Consider the following 25,909-nt stretch of genomic DNA (forward strand, 5'->3'; position numbering starts at 1 on the left):
AGGAATTATGGAAATTATTTCAATTGATACGGAGTTTATCCGTCTGGATGCGCTGTTAAAGCTGGCGGGCGCGGTGGAAACCGGCGGCCATGCCAAGCTGGCTGTTCAGAACGGAGAGGTTCTGGTCAATGGCGAGGTTTGCACCATGCGCGGTAAAAAAATGCGCGGGGGCGACCGGGCGGAATATCAGGGAAATATCTACGAGGTGAAGACCCTGTGATCGTCAGCCGGCTTTCGTTTTTACACTACCGCAATCTGCGTGAGGGGGAGTTTCTCCCTGACCCGCGCATGAATGTGATTTTTGGGCAAAACGCACAGGGAAAAACCAATTTGCTCGAAGCGCTGTGGCTGTTTACGGGCGGCCGGTCGTTCCGCGGCTCGCGCGACAGCGAGCTGATTGCCTTTGGGCAGGACGCCGCGCGTCTGCAGATCGATTTTTTTAGTGAAGAGCGCGACCAGAGCGCGGTTCTGACGATTCAGAACAAAAAACGCTCCGCCGCCATCAACGGTGTACAATATGGCGGTGTCATGGAGCTGGTGGGAAAATTTCGGGCAGTGATTTTTTCGCCGGAGCATCTTTCGCTGGTAAAAGACGGCCCCGCTTTGCGCCGCTCTTTTCTGGACGGCGCGCTGTGCCAGCTTCGCCCGGTGTATGCAAAGCTTTTGTTCCAGTATAACCGGGTGCTTCAACAGAGAAACGCGCTGCTGAAAGATATTCCCCGCCACGCCGAGCTGCTCGATACGCTTGAAATCTGGGATGAAAAGCTTGCCCAGCGCGGCGCGCGGCTGATTATGGAGCGAAGCAAATATGTCTGCCTGCTTTCCGAACCGGCCCGGCGGGTTTATGAAGGGATTTCGGGCGCGCGAGAGCAATTTTCCATCTGTTACCGCACGGTTTCCGGCGAAGAGCCGCAGACAGAGGAGCAGTGGCGTCAGTATTTGTTCGACCTGCTTGGTCGCTCCCGCAGGGAAGATCTTTCCGCGGGCTTTACGACGGTTGGCCCGCACCGGGACGACCTGGAGATCCGGGTGGATGAACGGCAGGCAAGAAGTTTCGGCTCGCAGGGCCAGCAGCGCTCTTGTGTGCTGGCGTTAAAGCTGGCGGAGGCGGAGCTTCTGCAGACTCTTTCCGGGGAAGCGCCGGTGATCCTGCTTGACGATGTGATGAGCGAGCTTGATTCCGGCCGGCAGGATTTTCTTTTGCATCAGCTTGGGGAAAAGCAGGTGTTTTTAACGTGCTGCGACCCCGAAACGGCAGCCCGCTATTCCGGCGGCGGAAGATTTGAGATGGAGCAGGGACGGCTGACCGTCCGGCAGTAAGGATGTGTTTTATGTATCTCCACCTGGGGCAGGACACCGTCATTCAAACGAAAGACATCATCGGGATTTTCGATCTTGAAAATTCCACGATTTCAAAATATACCCGCGAGTACCTCGCAAAGGCGGAAAAGGAAGGCAAAGTGGTCAACGTCAGTATGGAAATGCCGAAATCCTTTGTGCTTTGCTGTGACAGAGCGGAACAAATAACGGTCTATATTTCGCAGATTTCTTCCACCACGCTGCTCAAGCGAAGCAGGTTTATGGAAAACCTTTCGAATGTGTAGCAAAATGCCGGAGGGCGGAAGAAAACAGGAAAGGAATGGCGAAGGCCTATGAAGCTGCAATTGCCGGTTTGCCCCCACTGCGGGCAGAAGGTCGGTTATGTCAGAGCTTGGTTTTTAAAGCAGGAGGGAGAATACCGCTGCCCGAACTGCGGCGGATTTTCCGGTGTGTTTTTGAGTACCGCGGCGCCGATGTTCGGCTCTATCGCAGTGGTCATCTCGGTTGTGGTATTTCTGGTGCTCCGCCTGGTCACCGGCGGTCTGCCGTTTTACGGGGTGCTGCTCATGGCGCTCCCCTATGCTCTGTTCTTTCTCGCCGCCCCGTTCCTTGTCCGGCTGAGAAAGCCGGGAATGCGCAAGCGGCCCCCGGCTCCGCCGCGGCCCGGTACACCGCCGTCGTATCCTCCGGGCAATCGTCCCGGTCAGGGTCCCGATGAAAATCATTCTTTCAGACGCTTTTAATTGATTACAATCTGTTGATATATAGGAGGGTTCTACTTGGAGTTTAGCGAAATCACTCAAACTGACCAAAATTACGACGAAAATCAAATACAGGTTCTCGAAGGCCTCGAAGCAGTCCGGAAACGCCCCGGTATGTACATTGGTTCCACCGGGCCGCGCGGTCTGCACCATTTGGTGTACGAAATTGTGGACAACGCCATCGATGAGGCGCTGGCCGGTTTCTGCGATCGCATCATCGTCAAGATTCTGCCGGGCAACATCATCAGCGTAGAGGACAACGGCCGCGGTATTCCTGTGGGAATCGAGCATAAAACGGGTATCTCTGCGGTTACGGTCGTATTTACCATCCTGCATGCCGGCGGCAAATTCGGCGGCGGCGGATACAAGGTATCCGGCGGTCTGCATGGCGTCGGCGCGTCGGTAGTCAATGCGCTTTCCCAATGGCTGGAGGTTGAAGTCTTCACTGAAGATGGCGTTTACAGCCAGCGTTTTGAGCGCGGCGTGGCCGTAACAGAGCTAGTGCGAACGGGCGACAGCGATCACACCGGCACGGTGGTGCGTTTTCAGCCGGATCCGGAAATTTTTCAGGAAAGTATCGAATTCGAATACGATATTCTGCAGAATCGTCTGCGTGAACAGGCCTTTTTGAATGCCGGCATTCACATTGAGCTGGACGACGACCGTAACCCGGAGCACCTGGTTCACAATGTGTACCAGTACGAAGGCGGTATCCGCAGCTTTGTCGAGTACCTGAATAAAAAGCGTTCTCTTGAGGTCATTCACGAGGACGTGATCTACTTTGACGCCGTCGCGGCCGACGACAATGCCACTGCCGAAGTGGCGATGCAGTACAACAACAGCTACAATGAGCTGATGCTGTCGTTCGCGAACAATATTCACACCACAGACGGCGGTACGCATGAGGACGGATTTAAGCGTGCTTTAACCAGAATCATGAACGACTACGCCCGCAAATATAATATCCTAAAGGAAAACGATAAAAACCTTTCCGGCGAGGATGTGCGCGAGGGCCTGACGGTCATCATCAGCGTCAAGCTGAAAGAAGCGCAGTTCGAAGGCCAGACGAAGGCGCGTCTTGGCAATACGGAAATTGCCGGTCTTGTTTCGCAGATGATGAGCGATAAGCTGACGACCTATCTTGAGGAGAACCCCTCCGTTGCGCGCGCGATTTTTGAGAAGGCGTTATCCGCCGCCAGAGCGCGTGAGGCTGCCAAAAAGGCAAGGGAGCTGGTTCGCCGCAAATCGGCGCTCGAATCCGCCGCACTCCCCGGTAAGCTTGCGGACTGTCAATCCCGCAACCCGGAAGAAACCGAAATCTACATCGTTGAGGGAGACTCCGCGGGCGGCTCCGCCAAGGGCGGACGCGACCGCAAATTCCAGGCGATTCTTCCCCTTTGGGGCAAGATGCTCAACGTAGAGAAGGCCCGCCTTGACAAGGTGTACGGCAACGAAAAGCTGATGCCCGTTGTCACCGCGCTCGGCTGCGGCCTCGGCGAGGAATTTGATCTGAGCAAGCTTCGGTACGGCAAGATCATCGTCATGGCCGATGCCGATGTCGACGGCTCGCATATCCGTACGCTGCTGCTCACCTTTTTCTTCCGCTTTATGCGGCCGCTGGTAGAGCAGGGCCACATCTATCTGGCACAGCCGCCGTTGTACCGTATTACCCGGGGAAAAAACCACCGGTATGCGTACTCCGATAAGCAGCGCGACGCCATTATGGCAGAGCTTGGCGGCACCAACTACGATATTCAGCGCTATAAAGGTCTTGGTGAAATGGACGCCCAGCAGCTGTGGGAGACCACCATGGACCCGGAAACCCGTACCATGCTCAAGGTAGAGATGGAGGATGCCGCGGCAGCGGACGAAACCTTCACCATTCTGATGGGCGACAAGGTGGAGCCCCGCAGACTGTTTATTGAGCAGAACGCCAGATTTGTTTCGAATCTGGATATTTAACCTGCTGGCGCCCGGCTTGGGTACCGGCCAAACAAAAATCGGGAGGAAAATCAGAGATGGACGACAATCATCGAACACAGCCAAATGAGATCGATCAGGCGGAACAGGAAGAAGCTCCGGAGTCTTCGCAGCCGGGCAATTCTCAAACGCTGAATCTGGTGGCGGATGAAGATGCCGCTGAGTATGAGGAGCAGCAGACAGGTGTACGCTTTTCATTTGTTCTTCGGCGCGAGGAATTTTACGAGGCGCTCAGACGACAGGAGAGTCATAGCCCTGCTTACAAAAAGAAGATCCGCTGGCTGATGCTGGTCGGCGCTGTGGTTGTGATTTGCCTGATTCTGGGAATCGCTATGCCGGAGGAAGGCGGACGGCTGCTCCGGGTTGCGCTTCTGGGCGCACTGGCAGGTTTTTTCGTCTGGATTTCGCCGCGTTTGCGCATGAACGGGATGGCAAAACAGCTGACAACGGGAGAAGAGGTCAATGTGGCTGTTTATCCGGATGAGGTTGCGATTGCGGTTGGAACCAACCACTGGAACATACCGCTGGACGATACGGCAAAGATGGATTTGACTCCGCAGCTGATCCTGCTGCACAGTGAAGGGCGCAGTCTGGTAATTCCCCAGCGCAGCATTGACCCGGCGATCCGTGCGGATGTGCTTGCGATCCTCACAGCCGGCACGCAGAAATATGAATGAACAAAATCATCTGGTTAAAGATTTGATTTTTGGAAAAGGAGGCGGCGAAAATGGCGGAGCTTTCACGCGAGGTCCCGGTTTTGGTTCTGGAGCAGCAGCTCAGTGCGGAAGATTACGCGCAGGCGGCTTTGCTGTATGAAAATACTCTGTTCCCTTTTCGCCGCTACTGGGTGCGGGCGGGCATCTGTATTTGCGTCGCCGTGCTGGTAGCGTCGGCGATCCCGTGGTATTTGTCACAGTTCGCCACGGCGGTTGTTCCGATTTGTGCGATTGTTTTCTTTTTAGCGCTCGCACTGTATTTCTGGCGGGAGCAGCCACGCCGACGCCTTCACGGTTCGGTGCTGCAGTTTTGCAGCAGCAGGCTGCTGCGCCTTCCCGGCAAGATTTCGGTTTATCAGAACGGAATTGTGCTGGAAAACGATGCGGAAACGCTGAGTGAATTCTGGACCGATTTTTCCGGCTGTGTGGAAGGACACGCGTATTATGTGCTTTGGGGCGGCATCTCCCGTCCGCTGCTGATTCTGAAAAAAAGTGTGCTTTCCCCCGAGCAGGCTGAGCGCTTGAGCGCACACCTGAGGAGTACGTTTGCCGGGCGCTGCCGCCTGGAAAACGGCGGGAGATTCCGATGACCCGGCGGGAGCAGGGCGGCCACCAGGTGGTGGTCAGCTTTCTGATGACCCGGGAGGATTATGTAAACAGCAAGCAGGCTGCGGCGCGTGCGGCCTGCCGTTCGGCAGAAATTCATTTTCTTCGCTGGGCCGGATTTCTGTTGGTGGTTACCGGCATTGTCCTGCGTGTCTTTTTCGCGGTGAACGGGTACAGCCGGATCCTTTCCACCCTGATGGTGCTGCTGGGCACGGCGATCGGCTTTGCCATCGACAGCTGGCAGCCCGCGCTGATTCGGCATCAGGCGCAGCGGTACTACGATACGCACGGGGAGCGCATGCTGGCCCAGACAATGATATTTGACGAAGAAACCATGTCCATCCAGACAGACCGGTACCGGGTTCAGCTGCCCTATTCGTACCTGTACCAGGTGTATGAGGATGGAAAGATGTTTTTACTATATACAGGACAAAACGAGCTTTGGGTTCTGCCCAAGCGGGCGCTGCCCCCCTGGGATCTGGTGAAGGTTCGGGAGCTTTTGAAACGGAACGAAAATTACAAGCGGGAAGGTGTCCGATAAATGGAGGAAATGCAAACAAACCGGGTGATTAACGTTGACCTGGAAAAAGAGATGAAACAATCCTTTCTGGATTATTCCATGTCGGTAATTATATCGCGTGCGCTGCCCGATGTGCGCGACGGCCTCAAGCCGGTGCACAGAAGAATTCTGTACACCATGTTTGAAAACGGCCTGATGCCGGAAAAGGGCTACCGCAAATGCGCGGATACGGTCGGCGCCGTGCTGGCTAGGTATCATCCGCACGGTGATGCGTCGGTTTACGACGCTCTGGTGCGTCTGGCACAGGATTTCTCGATGCGCTACATGCTGGTAGACGGTCACGGAAACTTCGGTTCTGTGGACGGTGACCCGCCTGCTGCCTACCGTTATACCGAGGCGCGTCTCGGCAAACCCGCCGTGCGTATGCTCACCGATATTGAAAAAGACACGGTCGATTTCCGTCCGAACTACGACGACCGTTTGAAAGAGCCTGTCGTTTTGCCGGTTCGGTTCCCGAATATTCTGATCAACGGCTCTACCGGTATCGCCGTCGGCATGGCGACGAACATTCCACCCCATAACATGTGCGAGGTGATCGACGGCCTGTGTGCGCTGATCGATAATCCCAACGCGACGATGGAAGAGCTCATGGAGCACATCAAGGGGCCGGACTTCCCCACCGGCGGCATCATCATGGGCCGCAGCGGAATCCGCGCGGCATATGGTACCGGCCGCGGCCGCATCATCGTGCGCGCCCGCGCCGAGATCGAAGAGGAAAAGAACGGCCGCTTCAAGATCGTTATTTCCGAGCTGCCGTATCAGGTCAATAAGGCCCGGCTGATTGAAACCATCGCCGATCTGGTGAAGGACAAGCGGATCGAGGGCATCTCAAATATTGAAGACCACTCCGACCGCAACGGCATGCACGTCGTGATCGACGTTAAGCGCGACGCGTCGCCGCAGATCGTGCTGAACCACCTGTATACCTACACCCAGATGCAGACTACCTTCGGCGTCATCATGCTCGCGATCGTGGACGGCGAGCCCAAAACCCTGACGCTCAAGGAAATCCTGCAGGAATATGTCCGTTTTCAGGAGAGCGTCATCGTCCGCCGCACGCAGTTCGAGCTGCGCAAGGCGCAGGAGCGGGCCCATATTCTGCGCGGTCTGCAGATTGCCATCGATAATATTGATGAGGTCATTTCCATCATCCGCAGCTCCAAGTCCATCCCGATGGCGAAAGAGCGCCTGACGGAACGCTTTGAGCTGGACGACATCCAGACCCAGGCCATCGTACAGATGCCGCTGGGCCGCCTGACCGGCCTCGAGCGCCAGAAGCTGGAGGACGAGCTTGCCGCGCTGATGGTCAAGATTGCCGATCTGGAGGATATTCTGGCAAATGTACCGCGTCAGCTCGCCATCATCAAGGAAGAGGCTTTGGCAGTCAAAGCCGAATTCGGCGACGAACGCCGCACCGAAATTGCGACGATCAGCGGCGAGGTCGATATTGAAGACCTGATTCCGCAGGAAGAGTGCGTTCTGACTATGACCAACTTCGGCTACGTCAAGCGCCAGAAGGTGGATACGTATCACATTCAGCGCCGCGGCGGCCGCGGTGTTTCGGGCATGACCCGCCGCGAGGAGGATGTGGCGACCGAAATGTTCATCATCAACAGCCACGACTACGTGCTGTTCTTCTCGAATCTGGGCCGTGTGTACCGCCTGAAGTGCTACGAGGTTCCGGAGGGTTCCCGCACCAGCAAGGGAATCAATATTGCGAACCTGCTGCCGCTTTCCTCCGGTGAAAGCGTCACCTCGATGGTTCGTGTGCCGGAGTTTGACGAGGAAAGCTACCTTGTCATGGTCACGAAAAACGGCATCATCAAGCGCACTGTGCTCAGTGCTTACAATACAGCCCGCAAGGGCGGCGTGATCGCCATCGATCTCGACGAGGGCGATTCGCTGAGCTGGGTTCGCCGTACCGACGGCAACCGCGAAATGCTTGTTGCAACGAAAAAGGGCATGTCCATCCGCTTCCGCGAAACGGATGTCCGCGCTATGGGCCGTACAGCCCGCGGCGTGAAGGCCATTACGCTGAAGGAAGGCGACTGCGTTACCGGGCTTTCCACCATCCGCGAGGGTGGATTGGTGCTCACTGTTTCCGAAACCGGCTATGGGCGTCTTTCCCCCATCACCGATTACCGCACGCAGTCCCGAGGCGGTAAAGGTCTGCTGAACTATCACGTGGAGAAATACGGCGACGTGGCTTCCATCAAGGTAGTTGACCCCGACGATGATGTGATCATCATTTCTTCCGACGGCGTCATCATCCGCATCCATGCGGCGTCGATCCGCGTCTGTGCCCGCCCGAGCAAGGGTGTGCGTGTCATGCGTGTGAACGGCGTGGAGAACCGTGTGGTCACTCTGGCCAGAGCACCCCACGACGATGAGGAAGAAACCGACGATTCCCTGATTGAGGACGACGGTTCCGCCGAAAGCGCTGAAGACCTGGTGGAAGAAGAGGTTCTCGACGAGGCGGCTCCCGAGGACGAGGATGCTCCTGAGGAAGAAAAAGTAAAAAGCGCCCCCAAATAAAAACCGGGGCGCACAAAAAGAAGCGCCTGTTCCAACTTTTCTGCTGGAACAGGCGCTTTATGCTTTTCCCTCCCGAAGAAGAGAGAAAAAGCTGTACTGTGATGGAAGCTAACAAAAACGATCATGAAATACCAGCGATAGATAAAGCACTTGAAATTGGATAAAATAGGAGCTGTGCAAAGGAAATCTGAAATTGTAAGAGCAAAATTTTTTATAATATGATCAAAATGTTTGCTTATGGCTGCAAGGCCCGGCAAACATTGAGGAAGGAAAGAAAAATGATTGGGAAAATAAAGAGAGGCAAAAAAATACCTGTCGTAGGGGGATTTTTCACGATTGCTGCGGCTGGCCTAGGTGTGAGCAGATATTTTCACAATAATCTTCATTATGATGAAGGGCTTATGAAAAAAGTATGGCAAGCGGGCTTTGAAGAAAAGCAGGTTACGCTCCCGGATGGCTCTGCAATCAATTACGGCGAAGGCCCTAAAAACGGCCCGGCACTGCTTTTGATTCACGGGCAATCGGTTGCGTGGGAAAATTATGATACCGTACTGCCGGAGCTTTCAAAATCGTTTCATGTTTTTGCAGCGGATTGTTACGGCCATGGGCAGTCGAGCCACAACGCGAATTTGTATTCCTGCCGGGTAAACGCAGAAGCGCTCCTTTGGTTTATAGAGAATGTCGTGAAAGAGAGCTGTTATCTTTCCGGCCACTCTTCCGGCGGGATTCTTGCGGCCTGGATTGCGGCAAACGCGCCTGAATGGGTCAAAGGGCTTATACTGGAAGATCCTCCGTTTTTCCATGTTACGCCGGAGGAGATACAGGAGGGAAAGGGCGCATTTGCCTGGCATGACGGATATGTTATCACGCACAGCTTTTTACGTCAGGATGACATCACGGATTATCCCCTCTATTATCTGAAAAACAGCTATCTTCTTTCCCTGTTTGGGGGTCTGCAGGGGAAAATCGTTCGATCTGCAGTAAAATACAGGCAGCAGAATCCCGACCAGCCGATTAAAATTTCCTGGGTTCCGCACACATGGCTGCGTATGCTGCTGTATATGGACAACTATGATCCGAAATTTGGCGATACGTTTTATAATGGCTCATGGTTGGAGGGAATCGATCAGGAAAGCATTCTCAGGAGCATCAAGTGCCCTGTGATCTATCTCAAGGCGAATACACAGTACGGAAAGGATGGCGTCTTATATGCGGCCAACACCGATGAGGATGCCAACCAGATCCAGAGCATGCTAGCAAATTGCAAGAGAATCAATAGAAAGTCCGGGCACGATATTCACTATGAACATCCGGATGTATTTCTGTCTGCATGCAAATCTCTTTCAGCGGGCTGAATCCACAGAGAGCCCTGCTCGCTTCTTTTCGTTTTCCAGCTTCCAGTTGAGCACTTTATTGTTCGCGTCCCGCAGAATCGTAATCACCGCGCGGTTGGAATCCTCCCAGTACTGGTCCTGAATCCGCCGAATCATCTCCTCCAGCTCTGTGTAAAAGCTCAGGCCCAGAATCAGGTGCGATAAAAATTCAGAGGTTTTGGGACAGATGGTGTTGAACTGCACATCCAGAATCTCACCGGTTGTCGTTTTGATCAGGAATGAGCCGATCAGAAGCTGGTTGCCGATGACAATGGGGTTCTTATTGACTGCTTTGGAAAAACCCACCACGCAGATCGTGTCTTCTCTGTGCTGCACAACGATTCCCTTCTTTCCTTCGTTCCCTTTTAAAAGATCCTCACGGCCCATCTGCCGCAGCCGGTCGGTCACTTTTGCCAGCGCGTCCTTCATGCATACGATCAGCGCGCGGCGGGAAAGGCCCCAGTACCGGCTTTGAATATTTTCCATGATCTGCGGAATGTCTGAATACAAACAGTAGCCGACGAGCAGGCTTTTTATAAAATTGCGGGTGGTACTGCAGATCATGTTTACCTCTGCGTCTACGATCTCGCCGGTTTCCGGTTCAAAGATCAAAATCACCAGAAGCCGGTCGTAATTAACGGCAATCGGATTTTCCGGCGTAGGTCTTGCCACCCCGGTTACGTATACCAGGCCGTTGGTTTTTTTCATCCTGTTCCCTGCCTTTCAAATGGCCGCCTGTGAACGCTTTACGGGCCTAAACTGCTTTTAGGGTAGCATATGAAAGGGGCAAAGTCAATCGCCGCACAGGGCATTCTGAACAGCGCTGTCAGCACGCGAAATGAAAGTTACAGAAATGTAAAATTCATTCATAGATTAGTCATAAAGTTAGTTGTGATTAATAATATTGATTTTTTTAGATAAAATGCGTTATATTTTGAAGCTTAACAATAATTTATTGATACTTCATACGAAATGATTGATTAAGTATTGACGGCGTGATTCAACTGTGGTATTAATATATGCAAGACTTCTATTGAAAAATTTTTTCCACGCTCCTGCCGCCCATTCGGAATGAGGAGTCCGAAACAACCTTTTCGGTTTGAGTTTTTTCGGATGGACGGCAAACCACACACAACTAAATCATGACTGAAAAAGGCAAATGATTTGATTTACAGAGACCGGGTTTCCCCCGGTTTCAAAGTAAAAAGGATCCTAATGCGTTGCAATTTATTTTGTAACTGTTAGGGTCCTTTTGCGTTCTTATTTGGAATATCCTGGCATGCTGCCATGATAATAACCCCACGGCAGAAAGCAAGACAAAATTTTCGATGCCTGAGGGAACATTGGACCATCCAACCCGGCAAGGAATAGAGCTTAGCCTTTTTTAATAAGCTTGCTTGTGCGGGATCAGGCGTGCGGTGCGAAAGCCCGGCGCCAAACAATTGACAGGAGGTGTTTTGGTTTTGTATGATCTGGTGATCAAGAACGGGATACTGGCAGACGGTACGCGTGCCAAACCGAAGCGGGCGGATATCTGCATGGAGGACGGGATGATCGTAGCTGTCTGCGAGCGATTCGAGGGCGAAGCGAAGCAAGTGCTGGATGTGCAGGGTCAAATTGTCGCGCCCGGGTTTATCGATATTCACACGCACTCCGACGCAAGCCCGCTGATTCAGGATTTTGAGCCGCAGGCAAAGCTGTTTCAGGGGGTGACGCTCGAAATTACCGGCAACTGCGGGATTTCCACCATCCCGAGCAACGACCGGTACCGCGAAGAAATCAATCGCTATTATCAGGGGGCTCTGGCAGTCCCGATGGGAGCCCTTGAGCTGCGCGAGGATTCTGTTTCGGATGTGGCCAAACGGGCCGAACAGGCGCCGCCGTCGATCAACTACGGCATGCTCATTGGCCACGGTACGCTGCGCGGCAGCGTAATGGGCTTTGGACTGCGTGATCCCGAACCGGCGGAGCTGGAACAGATGGAGCAGGTGCTCGACCGCGAGATGGAGCGAGGTGCATTCGGTATGTCGCTGGGGCTGATTTACCCGCCGAGCAGCTTCGGCAAGCTAGATGAAATAGCGGCCCTGGCCAAGGTTGTAAAACGTCACAACGGTATTGTTTCGGTACATATGCGCAGTGAGGGCCCGCGGATCTTTGAGGCCGTGGACGAAATGCTCGAGATGACCCGCCGCTCCGGCGTACACCTGCAGATTTCACATTTGAAGCTAATGGGAAAACCGCAGTGGGGGCGCGCGGAAGAGCTGCTCCAAAAACTCGAGGATGCCCGCGCAGAGGGCCTTACCATCACCTGCGACCAGTACCCGTACACCGCCACATCCACCAGTTTAACGGCGCTTTGCCCCAAGTGGGCGTTCGACGGCGGCGTGCAAAGGCTGGTGGAGCGACTTGTGGAGCCGACTCCCCAGCTTCTTTCCGAAATCCGCGCCGAAATGGAGAATCGCGGTGGAGCCGAGGCGGTGATGATCGTTTCTACCATGGACCGTATGCCCGAAGCCAACGGCAGAAATCTGGCAGAGCTTTCAAAGCTTCTGGGTTGCCCGCCAGAGGAAGCAGCGGCCCGCTGCCTGGTAAAGAGCCAGGGCACCGTGGCCTGCAACTATTTCTGTCTGAACCAGGAGGATATGCTCCGTATTATGAAGGATATGCGCATCGCGGTGGGCAGCGACGGCGTCAACTATCCGTTCGACAGCTCTGTAATGGATGTGAAGGTACACCCACGCAGCTACGGCACCTTCCCCCGGTTCCTCCAGACGGTGCGAGAGCATCGGCTGATGCCGCTGGAGGACGCGGTATACAAGATGACCGGACTGTCTGCAGAAATCCTCGGCCTGACCGACCGCGGCGTGATCGCGCCGGGCAAGGCGGCGGATATTACCGTTTTTGACGAAAACGCCGTAGAGGATCGCTGTACCTATCTCGATTCCATTCAAAAGCCGGCAGGGATTACCCATGTGATTGTCGGCGGCGTTCCGGCCCTGAAAAATGGTGAACGCACCGCTTCCAAATCCGGAAAAATTCTTCTGCACACAACATAAATATGGTATTGCGGTAAAGAAGCGCTCTGTTCGTTTCAGAACCCTATCCATTGTTAACATGGTTTGAAAGCGACCATCCTGCTTTTTCTCATTCCATCCATTGCCGATATGGCATCAGAATAGAAGGAGGTATATTTTATGGAAATGGGTAGCTGGGCACTGTTTTCCGCCCCATCCCTGCTGGCACTGATTCCCCTGGTCATTTACATCGTAATGGTGTTCATGGGGAAAGACAACACCTCTGGTATCATCGTGGGTATTGCCATCGCGGCAATCATGATGGGCCAGGACCTGAAAATGCTGGCCGCAGCCTTTGCGCAAAGCCTTGGCTCGACCACGGCGCTGATCGGTGTCATCATCATGACCGGCGCCGGACTTGGTGTGCTGATGACGGAAACCAGAGTCACCCACACGCTGGTGTACTGGATCGTCAAGGGCATCGGCGTGAACACGCAGACGAAGGCAAAAATCGCACTGATCATCTGTTCCATTCTCATCTGCGGCCTGCTGGGAACACTCGGCGGCGGTAATGCGGTCATCGCCCCCATCATGATCCCGGTTATGGCGTCGCTCGGCATCACCCCTACCGTGGTGGCAGCTCTGTTTAAGGTATCCGGTGAAATCGGCCTGATGTTAGGGCCGCTGACCGGCGTGACCCTCATCACGATGGAAGTAACAAACCTTTCTTACGGCCAGCTGATGATCGGCGCGGCGATTCCATTCTCCCTTTTCTGGCTGGGCGGCATGTGGTTTGCGGTAAAGCGTACCCAGAAGCGCACCGAGGGCAAAGAGAAATATGAGCTTGGCGACGGCATCACGAATCTGGACGATATCGTGATCACCCCCAAAGAGCGCCTGACCACCATCGCGTTTTTGGCTTCCTTTGTGCTGCTGGTCGCGTACGGAATCATGACCAAGCAGGGCACCAACTACGCTCTGATCGTGATGATCCTGCTGGCGGTTGTCATCAGCTTGTTCGCGCGCATCGACATCGACCATGCCGTTGGCTCATTGTGTAAGGGCATCGCGAGCCAGGCGCATATGTTTGTTGTGTTCGTCACCATCGATGTTTTACTGAACCTGGTAACCCTTGGCGGCGGCTTTGACGCGCTTTCGAATCTGCTGGGCAACGTCGCGGGCGACAGCCCTACTGCGGTCATGCTGATCGCGTCCGTTGTCGGCGGCTTCGGGATTGAAGCGGCAGCCGTGGCGGAAATCAAGATCATCGCCGAGATGTTCGGCGCGGCGGCAATCTCTGCGGGCCTGCCGATGAGCATGTTCGCAATCTCGATTCTGGCGGCAACCCGCCTGACCGGCTCCGTGTACCCCACCACCAATATGATCGGCCAGCTTGGCATCGCGCACTCCAACAACACCAAAGAGATGCTCCAGGCTTCGTGGATCGCTTCGGGGACCGTTGTGGTGTTCATCCTGATCTGGGCGTTTATCGGGCCGATGATTCTAACATAAGCCGATTCCTTTTCTGGCTCAAAACAGCCATTCTAAAAATTTCTCCTACAGGAAGAGCCGCGGGATCATTCCCGCGGCTCTTTCGTCTGCCGCTGCGCGATGGGCGTATAGGCTCAGCCCATCGCAAAATTCCTTTTTCACAATACTTGACTTAGAGTACACTCTATATAGTATACTGAGGTTACAATCACAAAAATAGGCGGAAGATAGGCACGGTGTTCCGGTGCGCCTTCGGCCTTGGAATCAGAAAATCAACAGGGGGTTGTTCGTATGGCTACAAAAAAACTGGGCTTTGGATTAATGCGCTTACCTCTGAAGGATCAAAACGATCCGGCCAGCATCGACCTGGACGCTGTGAATCAGATGGTGGACGCTTTTCTGGAGAGAGGCTTTACTTATTTCGATACAGCTTATATGTATCACGGCGGGCAAAGTGAAAAGGCGATCCGCGAAGCGCTGGTGAAACGGCACGACAGAAGCAAATTTACTCTTGCGACAAAGCTGCCGTCCATGTTCCTGAAAAACGAGGGCGATCAGGAGCGGATTTTTGAGGAACAGCTGGAAAACTGCGGCGTGGAGTATTTTGATTATTATCTGCTGCACAATTTGAACGTATCCTATTATGAGGCGGTCAAACGATTCGACAGCTTTGCGTTTGTCCAAAAGAAAAAGGAAGAAGGGAAAATCCGTCATATGGGATTTTCCTTCCACGATACGCCGGAGCTGCTGGATGAAATTTTGACCGCGCACCCAGAGACTGAGTTTGTTCAGCTGCAGATCAACTATATGGACTGGGAAAGCCAGAGCGTCCAGTCACGCCGGTGCTGGGAGGTAGCGCGAAAGCACGGCAAGCCGGTCATCGTCATGGAGCCTGTGAAGGGTGGAATGCTTGCCGCGCTGCCGGAAAAGGCGGAGCAGCTTTTAAAGGAGCATCAACCGGAGCAGTCGCTGCCGTCGTGGGCCATTCGTTTTGCCGCCGGCCTGGAGAGTGTAATGATGGTGCTGAGCGGAATGTCCAACATGGAGCAGCTGCTCGACAACACGGGCTATATGCAGAATTTCGAGCCGCTGAGCGAGGACGAGCAGGCGCTTTTGCGACAGGTGGTCAAATCCATTCAGGAAACGATCGCGATCCCCTGTACGGCCTGCGAATACTGTGTCAAAGGGTGTCCCAAGAACATTGCGATTCCCAAATACTTTTCCATGTATAATATGGATAACCGTGAGAAACTCCGTACCGGTGATCCCAACCGGTGGACGATCAACGAGCTGTACTATACCAACATGATCAAAACCTTCGGCAAAGCCTCGGATTGCATCGGGTGCAAGAAGTGTGAGCAGAGCTGTCCCCAGCATATCGAGATCACAAAATGGCTGCGGAAGGTAGCAAATGTGTTTGAGACACAATCTGCTTAAATACGGCAAGCGAAACGCAGACGCAGCAATTCCTTGCAGTTTTTTCTGCGACAGAAGCGAAACAGAATAAAGAAAAGAAAAAGTTTTCCACGAATTACCCGGGTTTCGTGGGAAACTTTTTTGTTTGATAAAGATCTCTAGATCAAAGCATGAAATCGTGAATCGCTTGTTCCCCCGCCGAAGGAGGGAAAAACAAGCCTGTCATTTCAGCTTTCGAATTTAGATTGGTATGATAGTTTTCCAGCGCGCAGCAGCGCATCGATCTTTAAAATAATGGTCTGGGTTTTCGCGTCGGGCAGCTTATTTTCCAGCACCATTTGCACGGCCTGCTCCAGCGGAATGCGCTCCGCCTCCAGAAATTCACCCTCATCCGGACGGCTCTGCCCGATGGTATCCACACGGCAGAAATAAAGCCGGATAATTTCATCGCAGTAGCCCGGCGACGGGTATAAATCACCCAGAAACTGGTAATCCTTTCCAATGACTCCCGTTTCCTCCAGAAGCTCCCGTTTCCCGGCTTCTAAAGGGTCTTCTCCGCGTTCCAGCTTCCCGGCGGGGAGCTCCGTTACCACCTCTCCGTAAGGATAGCGGAACTGCCGTACAAACAGCAGCTCGTTTTTCTCCGTCAACGCGCCGACGCATACGCCGCCCGGATGCTCCACTACCTCGCGCAGCGCGGTGGCGCCATTTTCGAGCAGAGCCTGGTCAACCCGCAGATTGACGATTTTCCCCCGGTAGCGATATTCCTGCTGTAAGGTCTTTTCTGAAAGCTTCATTGATGAATCCCTCCATAGCCTGTTTGGCGCCTGTACTTTTTATTGATGATAGCATGATAATGGCTGCGAAGATCCTTTTTAAAAAACACTTGATACATGTGCTTATCATGCTCTCTCAGCCGCGAAAAACTTTCTTTTTATTATAGCGGATCTTTTCCATAGAATCAAATCCGATCGGCCTGCCTGCGACAAAGTTTTTGGCGGAGCGTCGCTTATACTGGAATTACCAGAAAAAAGGGGGTCATACGATGGAGCAGCAGCTCATGCCGCCGGATTATTGTATTTTAAAGCAGCAAATGCAGGAGCTGGGAAGATTTCCGTTTGCGAGGGTCGGCTCAATTGGATGCAGCGTGTGCAGCCGGCAGATTTTTTCGTTTTCGGTCGGCACCTCTGCGGAAAGGGTACTGTTTGCGGGCGCGTTTCACGGAATGGAATGGATCACCACGATGATCTTGCTGCGGTTTGCCCGCAGATTATGTGAGGCGCTGCGTGACCACGCACCGCTGGCCGGCGAAGATGTGACGGCACTGCTGCAGAAACGAGGGCTTTGCATCATTCCCTGCGTGAATCCCGACGGAGTGACGATTCAGCTGTGCAATCCGGAAAAGCGGTGGCAGGCCAACGCCCGCGGCGTAGACATCAACCACAATTTTGATGCCGGATGGTGTGAACTGCGCGAGCTGGAGATTGAATCCGGCATCACTGGGCCCGGTCCTACGCGCTATGGCGGACCCTGCCCGGAAAGCGAACCGGAAACCGCCGCGATGACCCATCTGTGCCGACGGCATTGCTTTTGCCAGGCGCTGGCGTTTCACAGCCAGGGCGAAGTGATTTATTATGATTTTGGAGAACATACCCCACCCTGCTCGCTGGAGATGGCGCAAAGGATGGCCGACGCGGCGGGATACCAGGTGGAACAGCCGGAGGGTCTGGCAGTGGGCGGCGGCTTTAAGGACTGGTTTATCGACTGCCTGCGGCGCCCCGCGTTCACGGTGGAGGTTGGCATGGGCGAAAATCCGCTGCCGATTGAACAATTTGAGCCGATCTATCAACAGCTGGAACCAATGCTGGTTTTGGCGCTCCATTTGTAGCTTAAGATTCTAGTAAGATTTTTTTCAGGTTTGTGTGATTGCAAGATAGAGGATGTTATGGTAAAGTAAATTTGCCACCAAAACGAGAAGCGTTTGGAAATTTACTTTGGAAAGGATGTCATGGTGATGAAGAAAATGAAAACAGCATCATTGCTGATCGCTTCGATAATGGTTTTTTCGGTATTTTTTGGGTGTAATAAGACTCCGGAGGACACATCGTCCCTCGCGTCGGAACCGACGCTGTCTGCGCCGGAATCTCAGGCGCCGTCAAAAGCGTCGTCCAGTTCCCCGTCTTCGGCAGCATCGTCGTCGTCCGGCACATCGTCTGCGGCGTCGTCCGGCCCGGATGATAAGGCGACCTCTTTGAAGAATATCGTTACGAGCAACAAAGAGTTCAACAAGCTGTTCGTAAACAACCCGATCGACAAGGCGTATCTGGCCGAGATGGAAAAGGCTACCTCTACCGCCGACATGATCAAGGTCAATGAAAAGTACACAAAGCTCTGGCAGACGGAAATCGATTCCGGCTACAAGAAGCTGCTGGCAAAGGCTCCCGATAGTAAAAAGAAGAGCTACCAGAACCGCCAGGAAAAATGGGTAAAGGGCACGCCTGATGATTTGAAAAAAATCACTGAAAAGGCACAGAGCGCGGGAGCGATGGCACAACTGGAGGCTTCCGGCGAGACCATGGAATTCTACAGGGAACGCGCCGCCGCGATCTACAAGAACCTGTATACACATGACGCAAAATTCACTTATGCCTATTCCGCGAAAAAGTAATTTCTTTCCTTATATAAAAAACCAGCCTGCGGTGAAGAGAACAAACCGCAGGCTGGTTTTTTTGTGGGTCTCAGCCAATCTGCATCAGCAGAATGTTTTTACGAGCAGCAGAAAAATAATTTTTGTATTATAAAACGAACTCGTAAAGGTCGAAGATATTGACGTCTTTGATTCCGAGCTGCCGATAAATGCTGTCTCCGATATCTACCGTATCAACAAAAGCAAAATCATTTTTTTCATACAGGCGCCTTGCCGGATCATTGCCCCGAAATACCTCCAGCCGAATGGATTGATACCCGTCCTGCTTCGCGTATTCCTTGATCGCCCCGATCATTTTGCTGCCCACGCCTTTGCCGGAAAAATGGGGATGGATAGCAAACGTGTGAATATTCAGAACCTGTTCCGGCGCAAGCTCCCGCTGCCATGTGATGGTAGGGTATTCGCCGGTAGGGAAACAATTTAAAATGACGGAGCCGATCACGTCTTCCCTGTCGGTCAGTAAAAACAGCCAACCTTTTTCGATTGCCCCAATGAAAAGGGGTTCGGAGGGATACAGCCCGTTTACCCACTTTGGGTAATTGATGGTTCTGTCAAGCTCATTGATAACCTCTGTGTACAGATTTTTTACGCTGGGAAAATCCCCTGCCCGCGCTTTTCTAAACTCCATAGCGGCAGCTCCCTTCCTTATTAGGAATGTTGCGGAAAGAAGGCAATTTGTCTGATTCCTTTTTAAAAATGGGCACCAAACAAACATTTCAGCATCAAATTGCTTTCCAAGTGAAGGAACGATCCGTTTTCTGCGCTTACAGCCCTGCCTGCACCACGCCGTTTTCGGCAACGGTGGCGGTGTCTGCGATCAGGCCGGTGACGTTTGTCTCGGTTACAAGCCCCAGGGGAACGTTATCTACAACCGCCAGGTAACGCCGGTCGCCGACGATATAATACTGTACCGTGACCGGCTTTTTGGCAGCATCGTAAAAGCGGAAGCGCACCGTGTAGGCCGGCTGGCCGTTCATGGCGTTTGCCACGCCGTCGGAATCCGCATTTGCCTCCTCCAGAAGCTGCACCGCCACAACGTTCTGGTAATACTTCTGGAAGTTCGGCTCATACGTGACCGCCTTGCCGTTGCAGGTGACGGTATAATCGTAGACCTCGCTGTCTTCGGTGGATTTTGAGGTATTTTTCGTACGGGCCTTTTCAAACGTATACGTCTTGCTGTCCGCTGTTACGTCCAGTCCGCTGACATCGATAATGTTGGGGATCTGAACAAATTTACTGCGCAGACTGAATAGCGTCGCCGTAGCCCAGATGGAAGCGGTCTCCTCCTTGATGCCGAAGATGGCGTCGATGTTGTCGGCCATGATATACCGCATCCCGTTTTCCGTGTTGCCGGCCTTCAGCGTATGCGAGTGTTTGTCGGCTGTAAACGACAGCGTCATGGAGGGCGTATCCAATCCGTACTGCTTGATCTGCTCTGCTGTGGGGTGAATTGCCGTTACCTCATCCGCCGTTACGGTCGAGATGGCAGTGGCCAGGGTAGAATACTGGGTATCGTCCACCGATACGCTCTGTTTCCCGTCCGAAACGGTGACCGAGCTGTTTTTGCTGGTAATGTTCAGCTGTTCGCCCAGATGGGTACTGTTGAGTGAAATAAAGTCAATGGCGGGGGTTTCCTGCCCGCTGCTGGCGTCCGTGAGGGAGTACAGCTCTTTCTGCACAAAATCCTTGACGCCGTTGAACATGCCGCCGTCAACGGATACGACATAGACGTTGTCGGAGTCTTTCCCGGCCATGTAGTAGCCATCGGAACCGGCTGCTTCATTGCCCAGCAGATAATCGAAGCTCGTGCCGTCCTTAAAATTTACCTGTACCTCAGCGGTGGGGTTATCCAGGCCATAGTCCTTAAGGCTGCTTACAGAACCCACGTTTTTGGACGCGACCAGGCTGAAACCGTCCTTTACCACGTTTTCTGCCGCGGTTTCATACAGGGGAAGGCCCTCCAGCCCCTGCACCGTATAGGTGGTGTGGGTGGAGGAGGTGCCGGAGGCGGCGCTTTCGGTCGTCGTTTTGGGTACGATCACAAAGCCGCCGTTTTTATTTTTGACCTGCATCGACTGCACGTCCTCAATTTGTTTGGAGAGCAGGCTGATCGCGGTATCGTCGGCTGCGGAAGAAGCCGTTTCCGGCTCCTTCTCGGTCAGCTTCAAAGCGGCGAAGGCGCCGCCCAGCACGACGAGCACCGCCGCCGTCACCAGTAGATTTCTAGTAGTGTGTTTCATATTTACAGGTGCCTCCTCTTCAGGAAAACGACGAAGCCCGCCGCCAGAACGCAGAGGGGGATCAGAATGGTAAACACGCCGAAGCCGAGAATCACGCTTGCGGCCTGTGAAAGGTTGATATCCACCTGATTCGTCTGCACCGGCGTGACGAGAATCCCGGTGTTGGAATCGGTTTCTCCCGTGGCGTAGCGAGCCAGATCGGTGACATATTTGCCGTTGCCGTAGGCCGAAGCGTTGATGACTCCCTCGGCAAACATAGGCGAGCTGCCCGCAACGATCACGTTCTGCTTATAGATCGTTCCGTCCAGCGACAAATTCTTCTGTGCCAGCGCCACCGTGGTATAAGCCTGCTGCTTTGCGTTTTTCACGGTTTCCTCGGTCGAACTGGAATCCACCAGATACGAGGTGTCATACGACTGTGCCAGCGTATGGGTGGTAACGCCGTCGCGCGAGGTGAACAGCAGATTGATCGGGCTGGATTGCGGCATCACGACGTTGTCGTATTGCGTAGACTGGGAATTCAGGGTGATGGTAGAATCCACATTGGTCTGTGTCAGGATGAAGGAAACATCGGACTGCGCAACGTGGCTCTGGTCGCGTTCGACGACCATTGCGCGGGGAACCTCAATCCCCCATTCCTTTAAGAAGGAGGAAAGATTCGGCAGGGCCTCCTGGCTGGGGTAGAAGGTGATCAGCAGGGAGCGGTCGGCGGCCAGCTTGTTGTTCTCAAGGAACGTATCCAACTTTTTCAGCTCCTGCGGCGTGTAGTCGGTCGCGGGTGACGCCAGCATCACCATCTGGGCATTCGCGGGGATCTCGTCTGTCAGCATATTGAAGCTCACGGTTTCAAAGCTGGCGTTTTTCAGCACGCTCTGCAGAGCCGTGGTGTCGTAAATTTCATCGTGGCCCGTCGCAAAGGCGATGACCGGAAGCTTCTCGCTGTTCACCTGGCTGATTGCCGAGGCGAGCGCGGTGCCCACCATGGAATAGGTGCTGGCAGCCCCGGTGGTGTAATCGGTCTGCTGGCTGAACAGATCGGTGATCTGCAGCACGCGGTGGCGTTTTTCGGTGCTGACGACAACACAGCCAGCTGTCAGGTTCGTTTCGCCAAGCTCCGAAGCGTAGGTCGGGTTCTTGTCGAGGTCAATGTATTTGACTGTAATATTGGAGTTGCGCTCCTTGATCTTATCGGACAGCACGGCGACCTGGCTGTAATTGAAGCCGTAGCCGGAATACAGCACGTTGTCGCGCACATCGGCCTCCGGCCCCAGAATTGTGATGGTGGTAGGCAGTTTGACCGCGTCGACCACTTTCAGCGCGTCTTCCGTCAAAGAGTTGGTTTTCTGTGCGGAGAGATCGAGGTTGATGGAGGGGAACCGCGTGCTCAGCATGGATACGATCACGTTGAGCAGGATGATCACCGCAAGGAACACAGCGGTAAACACGGTGGAAATACCGCGGCGGCGTATTTTCTGCGACGAAAGCACGTTGCCGAAGGTATGCCGCGGGGGTTCGTTCTGCTCCTCTTCTGTGGAAAGGGCATCTTCTTCCGGTTCTGCTTCGTCTTCGGCCGCATCCTCTGTCATCACGGCCTCTTCTGCGGTTTGCTCTTCCGGCTGCTGCTCCGCTTCTGGAGCGGATTCGGCCTCCTGTGCAGGAATCTGTGTCTCCTCTGCCGGGGTGCCCTGCTCTATGGTTTCCTCCGCGTCCTGCGGAGTCTTTTTTTCTTCACTCATTCCGATCGGCCTCCCTTCAGTTCCAGCGGCGGCTTTCGAGGCGCCGTGCGGTAAAGAACAAAAATACCGCTGCAACGCTCAGGAAAAACACAATGCTGGATACATTGAATACCCCTGTGGTGAAGGGGGTGTATCTGCTGTTAAACGAAATCCAGCCAATCAGTTTGGCGATGACCGCATTCGAAACGGAACCGGAAAGCTGGTCGACGATCAGCAGGAACATCGAAGCGGCAAACGTGCCGATTGCGGAGATGATCTGGCTTTGGGTCAAACTCGAGATGAACACGCCGATCGAAATCATGGCGCCGCCGTACAGCAGCGCACCGAATACCGTGCCGAGCACCGTGACCCAGTTGAGCGACGACACAAACGAAATGACGAGAGCGGGCAGCAGGCTGCCGAGCAGCGCAATGCCGAACACGCTCACGCAGGCCAGGAATTTGCCCATCACGATGCCTGTCACGCCCACGGGGGCGGTCAGCAATGCCTGGTCGGTTTTGTTGCGGCGGTCCTCACTCATGGAGCGCATCGTCAGAATCGGGACGATCATCATGCACCAGATGAACATGGTGCCGTAAACGCTGGTAATATAAGAGCTGGAACGGGAATTCATCACCATCGCGTAATAAAATCCGAACAACGCGAGAAGCACCGCCACACACACATAGCCGATGGGAGAAGAAAAGTACGATCTCAGCTCCCGCTTGAAAATTGCTCTCATGCGCTTTCTCCCTCCTTCTGTGCGGCCGCGGCCTGTCCGTCGGTCAGGCGCAGGAAGACCTCCTCAAGGGTCAGGTCGTTCGTGCGCAGCGAAAGGATCGGCCAGCCTTTGCGAGAAGCCAGCGCGAACAGGTCACGGCGCAGGTCGGCCCCGGGCTCGCCCTCTACGGTAAATTCAAACACACCGGGTTCTTTTTCGCCCAGCGGCTGAACCTCTTTGACCTTGTGCAGCGTTTTCAGCCCTTGTTTCAGCTCGGTTTCGCGGCCCTCCAGGCGAACCAGCAGCTTATGGTTGCCGGTCATCTGGTGCGAAAGCGTGTCGGGTGAGCCGTCTGCCACAATGCGGCCCTGGTTAATGACCAGAATGCGTTCGCACACTGCCTGCACCTCAGAAAGAATATGCGAGCTTAAAATGACGGTGTGATTGTCCCCCAGCTTCTTGATCAGATTGCGAATCTCGATGATCTGCTTGGGGTCAAGCCCGACGGTGGGTTCGTCCAGAATCAGTACGGGCGGGTTCCCCAGAAGTGCCTGCGCAATGCCGACTCTTTGACGGTAACCTTTAGAAAGGTTGCCGATCAGCCGGGAATACACATCCTCAATCTTCACGAGCGCACAGATTTCTTTGATGTGTTTTTCGCGCGGCAGCGAAACTTTTTTCAGCTCATACATAAAATTCAGGTATTCTTTGACGGTCATATCCAGATACAGCGGGGGCAGCTCCGGCAGGTACCCGATTTTTTTCTTTACCTCATTGGGGTAATCGAGAATATTCTGCCCGTCTACGGTCACCTCGCCGCCGCTGGCGGAAAGATAGCCGGTAATAATATTCATGGTGGTAGATTTTCCGGCGCCGTTCGGCCCCAGAAAGCCCAGAATCGTGCCTTCCTCCACGGTAAAGCTGACGTGGCTGAGCACCGTTTTGGAACCATACCGTTTTGTGAGGTCTTTTACCTCTATCATAACAAACGTCCCTCCTTCAGACCGTAATGAAAAACAAAAGCAGCACCCGGCCGCCTTGTTTTTTCAGAAGTCATTAAACCTATCATATCAATGCGGCACCCCTAAAATGTAAACAAAGTTTTAAGATTTTTCCGGTTTCCCATGAAAATCAAAATTCGTCACAATTCGGCAGTTGCTTTGATTTGCTTGACGAAGCTGTGCAAAAGCCCTACAATAAAAACAATTCCCAGGAGGATGCTCTGCCCCTCCAATGGTGGAGCGGAACAAGGGCGATTTAAAAGATCATTTCAAGGCAGATTTTCATCTAACAGTAAATTGAAAACAGGAGTGGTATTTGTGGCAGAAATCAAAGCATTCCGCGCGCTGCGCTTTTGTACCGAACAGGCCGGCAATATCTCTGAGCTTACTTGCCCGCCCTACGACATCATCAGCGAGGAGGAGCGGCTCGCTTTTCTCGAGAAAAATCCGCACAACATCATCCGCTTAGAGCTGCCCCGCGGTGAGGAGCCCTATGCCAAAGCGGGCGAAACGCTTTCTCAGTGGCTTTCGGAAAGCATTCTGCGCCGCGATACCGACCCTGGCCTTTATCTGTATGAGGAGGAGTTTGAGGCCTACGGCGAAACGCACCGCCTGAAAGGCTTTATCTCGCTGGTACGCCTCGTGGAATTTTCCGCCGGTGTGGTTCTGCCGCATGAGGAAACCCTCAGCAAGGCCAAGGCCGACCGCTTTGAGCTGATGAAGGCGACCAACTGCAATTTCAGCCAGATCTACTGCCTGTACATGGATGAGGAGCACCAGACGCTTGCGCGTATCGACGCTCTGTCGAAAGACACGCCCCGCTATGAATTCAGCGACGGCGCCGTTACGCACCGCCTGTGGCTTGTGAATGATCCCGTGGCGATCCGCGCCATCTGCGAGGATTTTGCGGACCGCAAGCTGTATATTGCCGACGGTCACCACCGCTACGAAACGGCGCTCAATTACCGCAACGCCTGCCGCGAAAACGGCACGGCGAACCCCGCGCAGGATTATGTGATGATGATGCTGGTCGATATGCAGCATCCGGGGCTGGTGGTATTCCCGACGCACCGGCTGATTCGCGGCCTTGCGGATTTTGATTCCGCCGCGCTGCTGGAGCGCTGCCGCGAGCAGTTCGATGTACAGGCCATGGAGCGCAAGGAAGATATCGAGGCCGTCCTTTCGGAGCAGTATGCCCAAGGCAAAAAGGCGTTCGCCTTTTACGACGGCGGTGAGGGCTGGCACCTTCTGGTGCTGCGCGAACTTTCCGTCATGGCGCAGCTGCTGCCCGATAAGAGCGCCGCTTCCCAGGGGCTGGACGTCACCGTGCTGCACAGCCTGATTCTGGAGAGGATGCTCGGCATCGATAAAGAGAATATGGCGCAGCAGATCAATCTGACGTATACCCGCTCCCTGCCGGAGGCTCTGGCCTCGGTGCAGTCGGGGGAGTCCCAGTGCGCTTTTCTGCTGAACCCCACCCGCGTGGAGGAAATCCGCGATGTTGCCGCCGCCGGTGAGAAAATGCCGCAGAAATCCACGTATTTTTATCCCAAGCTGATCACCGGTCTGGTGATGAACCAGCTCGAAGACTGATTTTTAAAGCGCCGAGGGAGAGAGCCGCGGATCTGTTTTCAGCGGTCCGCGCGTTTTTTAAGAGCCGCGAGTTCGTTTTCGCGGCTCTTGTTTTGCGCCTGCAGACAGGAAGACAGCGCCGATTTTTCTTGAACTCGCCT

General features: G+C 53.9%; 23 protein-coding genes. 16 read left to right on the forward strand and 7 right to left on the reverse strand.

Annotated elements, in window-relative coordinates; all coding sequences use genetic code 11:
* Window positions 1–7 precede the first annotated feature (7 nt).
* From TY09_RS09090 to TY09_RS09135, 10 genes are all read left to right on the forward strand, one after another.
* Window positions 8–220 carry an RNA-binding S4 domain-containing protein gene (locus tag TY09_RS09090; RefSeq protein WP_009064943.1) on the forward strand — a complete coding sequence of 71 codons (213 nt, stop codon included), beginning with the start codon at window positions 8–10 and terminating at the stop codon, window positions 218–220.
* Complete coding sequence (gene recF / locus TY09_RS09095; RefSeq protein ID WP_042433397.1) at window positions 217–1,320, forward strand: DNA replication/repair protein RecF; 1,104 nt, start codon at window positions 217–219, stop codon at window positions 1,318–1,320. Before TY09_RS09090 ends, recF begins: the two co-directional genes overlap by 4 nt.
* Before the next feature lie 11 nt (window positions 1,321–1,331).
* Window positions 1,332–1,604, forward strand: coding sequence for an extracellular matrix regulator RemB (gene remB / locus TY09_RS09100; protein WP_009064926.1), 273 nt, complete (start codon window positions 1,332–1,334; stop codon window positions 1,602–1,604).
* 48 nt (window positions 1,605–1,652) lie between these two features.
* Window positions 1,653–2,063 (forward strand): hypothetical protein, encoded by a 411-nt coding sequence (locus tag TY09_RS09105; RefSeq protein ID WP_042433400.1) that lies wholly within the window; start codon window positions 1,653–1,655, stop codon window positions 2,061–2,063.
* Window positions 2,064–2,099: 36 nt separating this feature from the next.
* Entirely contained in the window at window positions 2,100–4,043 is a 1,944-nt protein-coding gene (gyrB, locus tag TY09_RS09110) for a DNA topoisomerase (ATP-hydrolyzing) subunit B (protein ID WP_042433403.1), read from the forward strand.
* Window positions 4,044–4,099: 56 nt separating this feature from the next.
* On the forward strand, window positions 4,100–4,738 hold the full coding sequence (locus TY09_RS09115) for a hypothetical protein (protein WP_042433407.1): 639 nt from the start codon (window positions 4,100–4,102) through the stop codon (window positions 4,736–4,738).
* 50 nt (window positions 4,739–4,788) lie between these two features.
* Window positions 4,789–5,367: a YcxB family protein gene (locus TY09_RS09120; protein ID WP_042433410.1), complete on the forward strand. Its 579-nt coding sequence runs from the start codon at window positions 4,789–4,791 to the stop codon at window positions 5,365–5,367.
* Window positions 5,364–5,924: a YcxB family protein gene (locus tag TY09_RS09125; RefSeq protein ID WP_042433413.1), complete on the forward strand. Its 561-nt coding sequence runs from the start codon at window positions 5,364–5,366 to the stop codon at window positions 5,922–5,924. Before TY09_RS09120 ends, TY09_RS09125 begins: the two co-directional genes overlap by 4 nt.
* Window positions 5,925–8,498, forward strand: coding sequence for a DNA gyrase subunit A (gyrA, locus tag TY09_RS09130; protein ID WP_042433414.1), 2,574 nt, complete (start codon window positions 5,925–5,927; stop codon window positions 8,496–8,498).
* A 401-nt stretch (window positions 8,499–8,899) separates the two neighbouring features.
* A complete protein-coding gene (locus TY09_RS09135) occupies window positions 8,900–9,853 on the forward strand; it encodes an alpha/beta hydrolase (RefSeq protein ID WP_242841468.1) in 954 nt (317 codons plus the stop codon).
* Here the strand turns inward: TY09_RS09135 and TY09_RS09140 are convergent.
* Window positions 9,842–10,579, reverse strand: coding sequence for a DUF3870 domain-containing protein (locus TY09_RS09140; RefSeq protein ID WP_042433416.1), 738 nt, complete (start codon window positions 10,577–10,579; stop codon window positions 9,842–9,844). The genes TY09_RS09135 and TY09_RS09140 overlap by 12 nt on opposite strands.
* 755 nt (window positions 10,580–11,334) lie before the next feature.
* Here TY09_RS09140 and TY09_RS09145 point away from each other — a divergent pair.
* The 3 genes from TY09_RS09145 to TY09_RS09155 all read left to right on the forward strand — a co-directional run bounded on the left by TY09_RS09145 (window position 11,335) and on the right by TY09_RS09155 (window position 15,813).
* Entirely contained in the window at window positions 11,335–12,927 is a 1,593-nt protein-coding gene (locus TY09_RS09145; protein ID WP_042433419.1) for an N-acyl-D-amino-acid deacylase family protein, read from the forward strand.
* A 138-nt stretch (window positions 12,928–13,065) separates the two neighbouring features.
* Entirely contained in the window at window positions 13,066–14,397 is a 1,332-nt protein-coding gene (locus TY09_RS09150) for a TRAP transporter large permease subunit (protein WP_009064968.1), read from the forward strand.
* Between the two features lie 270 nt (window positions 14,398–14,667).
* Window positions 14,668–15,813, forward strand: a complete 1,146-nt coding sequence (locus TY09_RS09155; RefSeq protein WP_042433423.1) for an aldo/keto reductase — start codon at window positions 14,668–14,670, stop codon at window positions 15,811–15,813.
* A gap of 206 nt (window positions 15,814–16,019) precedes the next feature.
* Here TY09_RS09155 and TY09_RS09160 read toward each other — a convergent pair whose 3' ends face one another.
* Window positions 16,020–16,589 carry an NUDIX hydrolase gene (locus TY09_RS09160; RefSeq protein WP_042433427.1) on the reverse strand — a complete coding sequence of 190 codons (570 nt, stop codon included), beginning with the start codon at window positions 16,587–16,589 and terminating at the stop codon, window positions 16,020–16,022.
* A gap of 248 nt (window positions 16,590–16,837) precedes the next feature.
* On the opposite strand from TY09_RS09160, the gene TY09_RS09165 reads away from it, so the two are divergent.
* Window positions 16,838–17,680, forward strand: a complete 843-nt coding sequence (locus TY09_RS09165; protein ID WP_042433430.1) for a M14 family metallopeptidase — start codon at window positions 16,838–16,840, stop codon at window positions 17,678–17,680.
* Between the two features lie 126 nt (window positions 17,681–17,806).
* Window positions 17,807–18,460 (forward strand): lysozyme inhibitor LprI family protein, encoded by a 654-nt coding sequence (locus TY09_RS09170; protein ID WP_035317102.1) that lies wholly within the window; start codon window positions 17,807–17,809, stop codon window positions 18,458–18,460.
* Between the two features lie 127 nt (window positions 18,461–18,587).
* On the opposite strand, the gene TY09_RS09175 is transcribed toward TY09_RS09170, so the two are convergent.
* The 5 genes from TY09_RS09175 to TY09_RS09195 form a co-directional block, all read right to left on the reverse strand.
* Window positions 18,588–19,127 carry a GNAT family N-acetyltransferase gene (locus tag TY09_RS09175; RefSeq protein ID WP_009064912.1) on the reverse strand — a complete coding sequence of 180 codons (540 nt, stop codon included), beginning with the start codon at window positions 19,125–19,127 and terminating at the stop codon, window positions 18,588–18,590.
* 136 nt (window positions 19,128–19,263) lie between these two features.
* Complete coding sequence (locus TY09_RS09180) at window positions 19,264–20,739, reverse strand: DUF4340 domain-containing protein (protein ID WP_009064869.1); 1,476 nt, start codon at window positions 20,737–20,739, stop codon at window positions 19,264–19,266.
* 2 nt (window positions 20,740–20,741) lie between these two features.
* Window positions 20,742–22,475 carry a Gldg family protein gene (locus tag TY09_RS09185; protein WP_009064858.1) on the reverse strand — a complete coding sequence of 578 codons (1,734 nt, stop codon included), beginning with the start codon at window positions 22,473–22,475 and terminating at the stop codon, window positions 20,742–20,744.
* Between the two features lie 16 nt (window positions 22,476–22,491).
* The gene (locus TY09_RS09190; protein ID WP_009064873.1) at window positions 22,492–23,196 is read right to left on the reverse strand and encodes an ABC transporter permease; all 705 of its coding nucleotides are present in this window, start codon (window positions 23,194–23,196) and stop codon (window positions 22,492–22,494) included.
* Entirely contained in the window at window positions 23,193–24,158 is a 966-nt protein-coding gene (locus tag TY09_RS09195) for an ABC transporter ATP-binding protein (RefSeq protein ID WP_042433434.1), read from the reverse strand. The genes TY09_RS09190 and TY09_RS09195 overlap by 4 nt, the downstream gene beginning before the upstream one ends.
* A gap of 336 nt (window positions 24,159–24,494) precedes the next feature.
* Here TY09_RS09195 and TY09_RS09200 point away from each other — a divergent pair, with 336 nt between their 5' ends.
* Entirely contained in the window at window positions 24,495–25,769 is a 1,275-nt protein-coding gene (locus tag TY09_RS09200) for a DUF1015 domain-containing protein (RefSeq protein ID WP_042433438.1), read from the forward strand.
* The last annotated feature ends 140 nt before the right edge of the window (window positions 25,770–25,909 follow it).

The organism is Faecalispora jeddahensis (genome assembly GCF_000577335.1).
Lineage (GTDB): Bacteria > Bacillota > Clostridia > Oscillospirales > Acutalibacteraceae > Faecalispora > Faecalispora jeddahensis.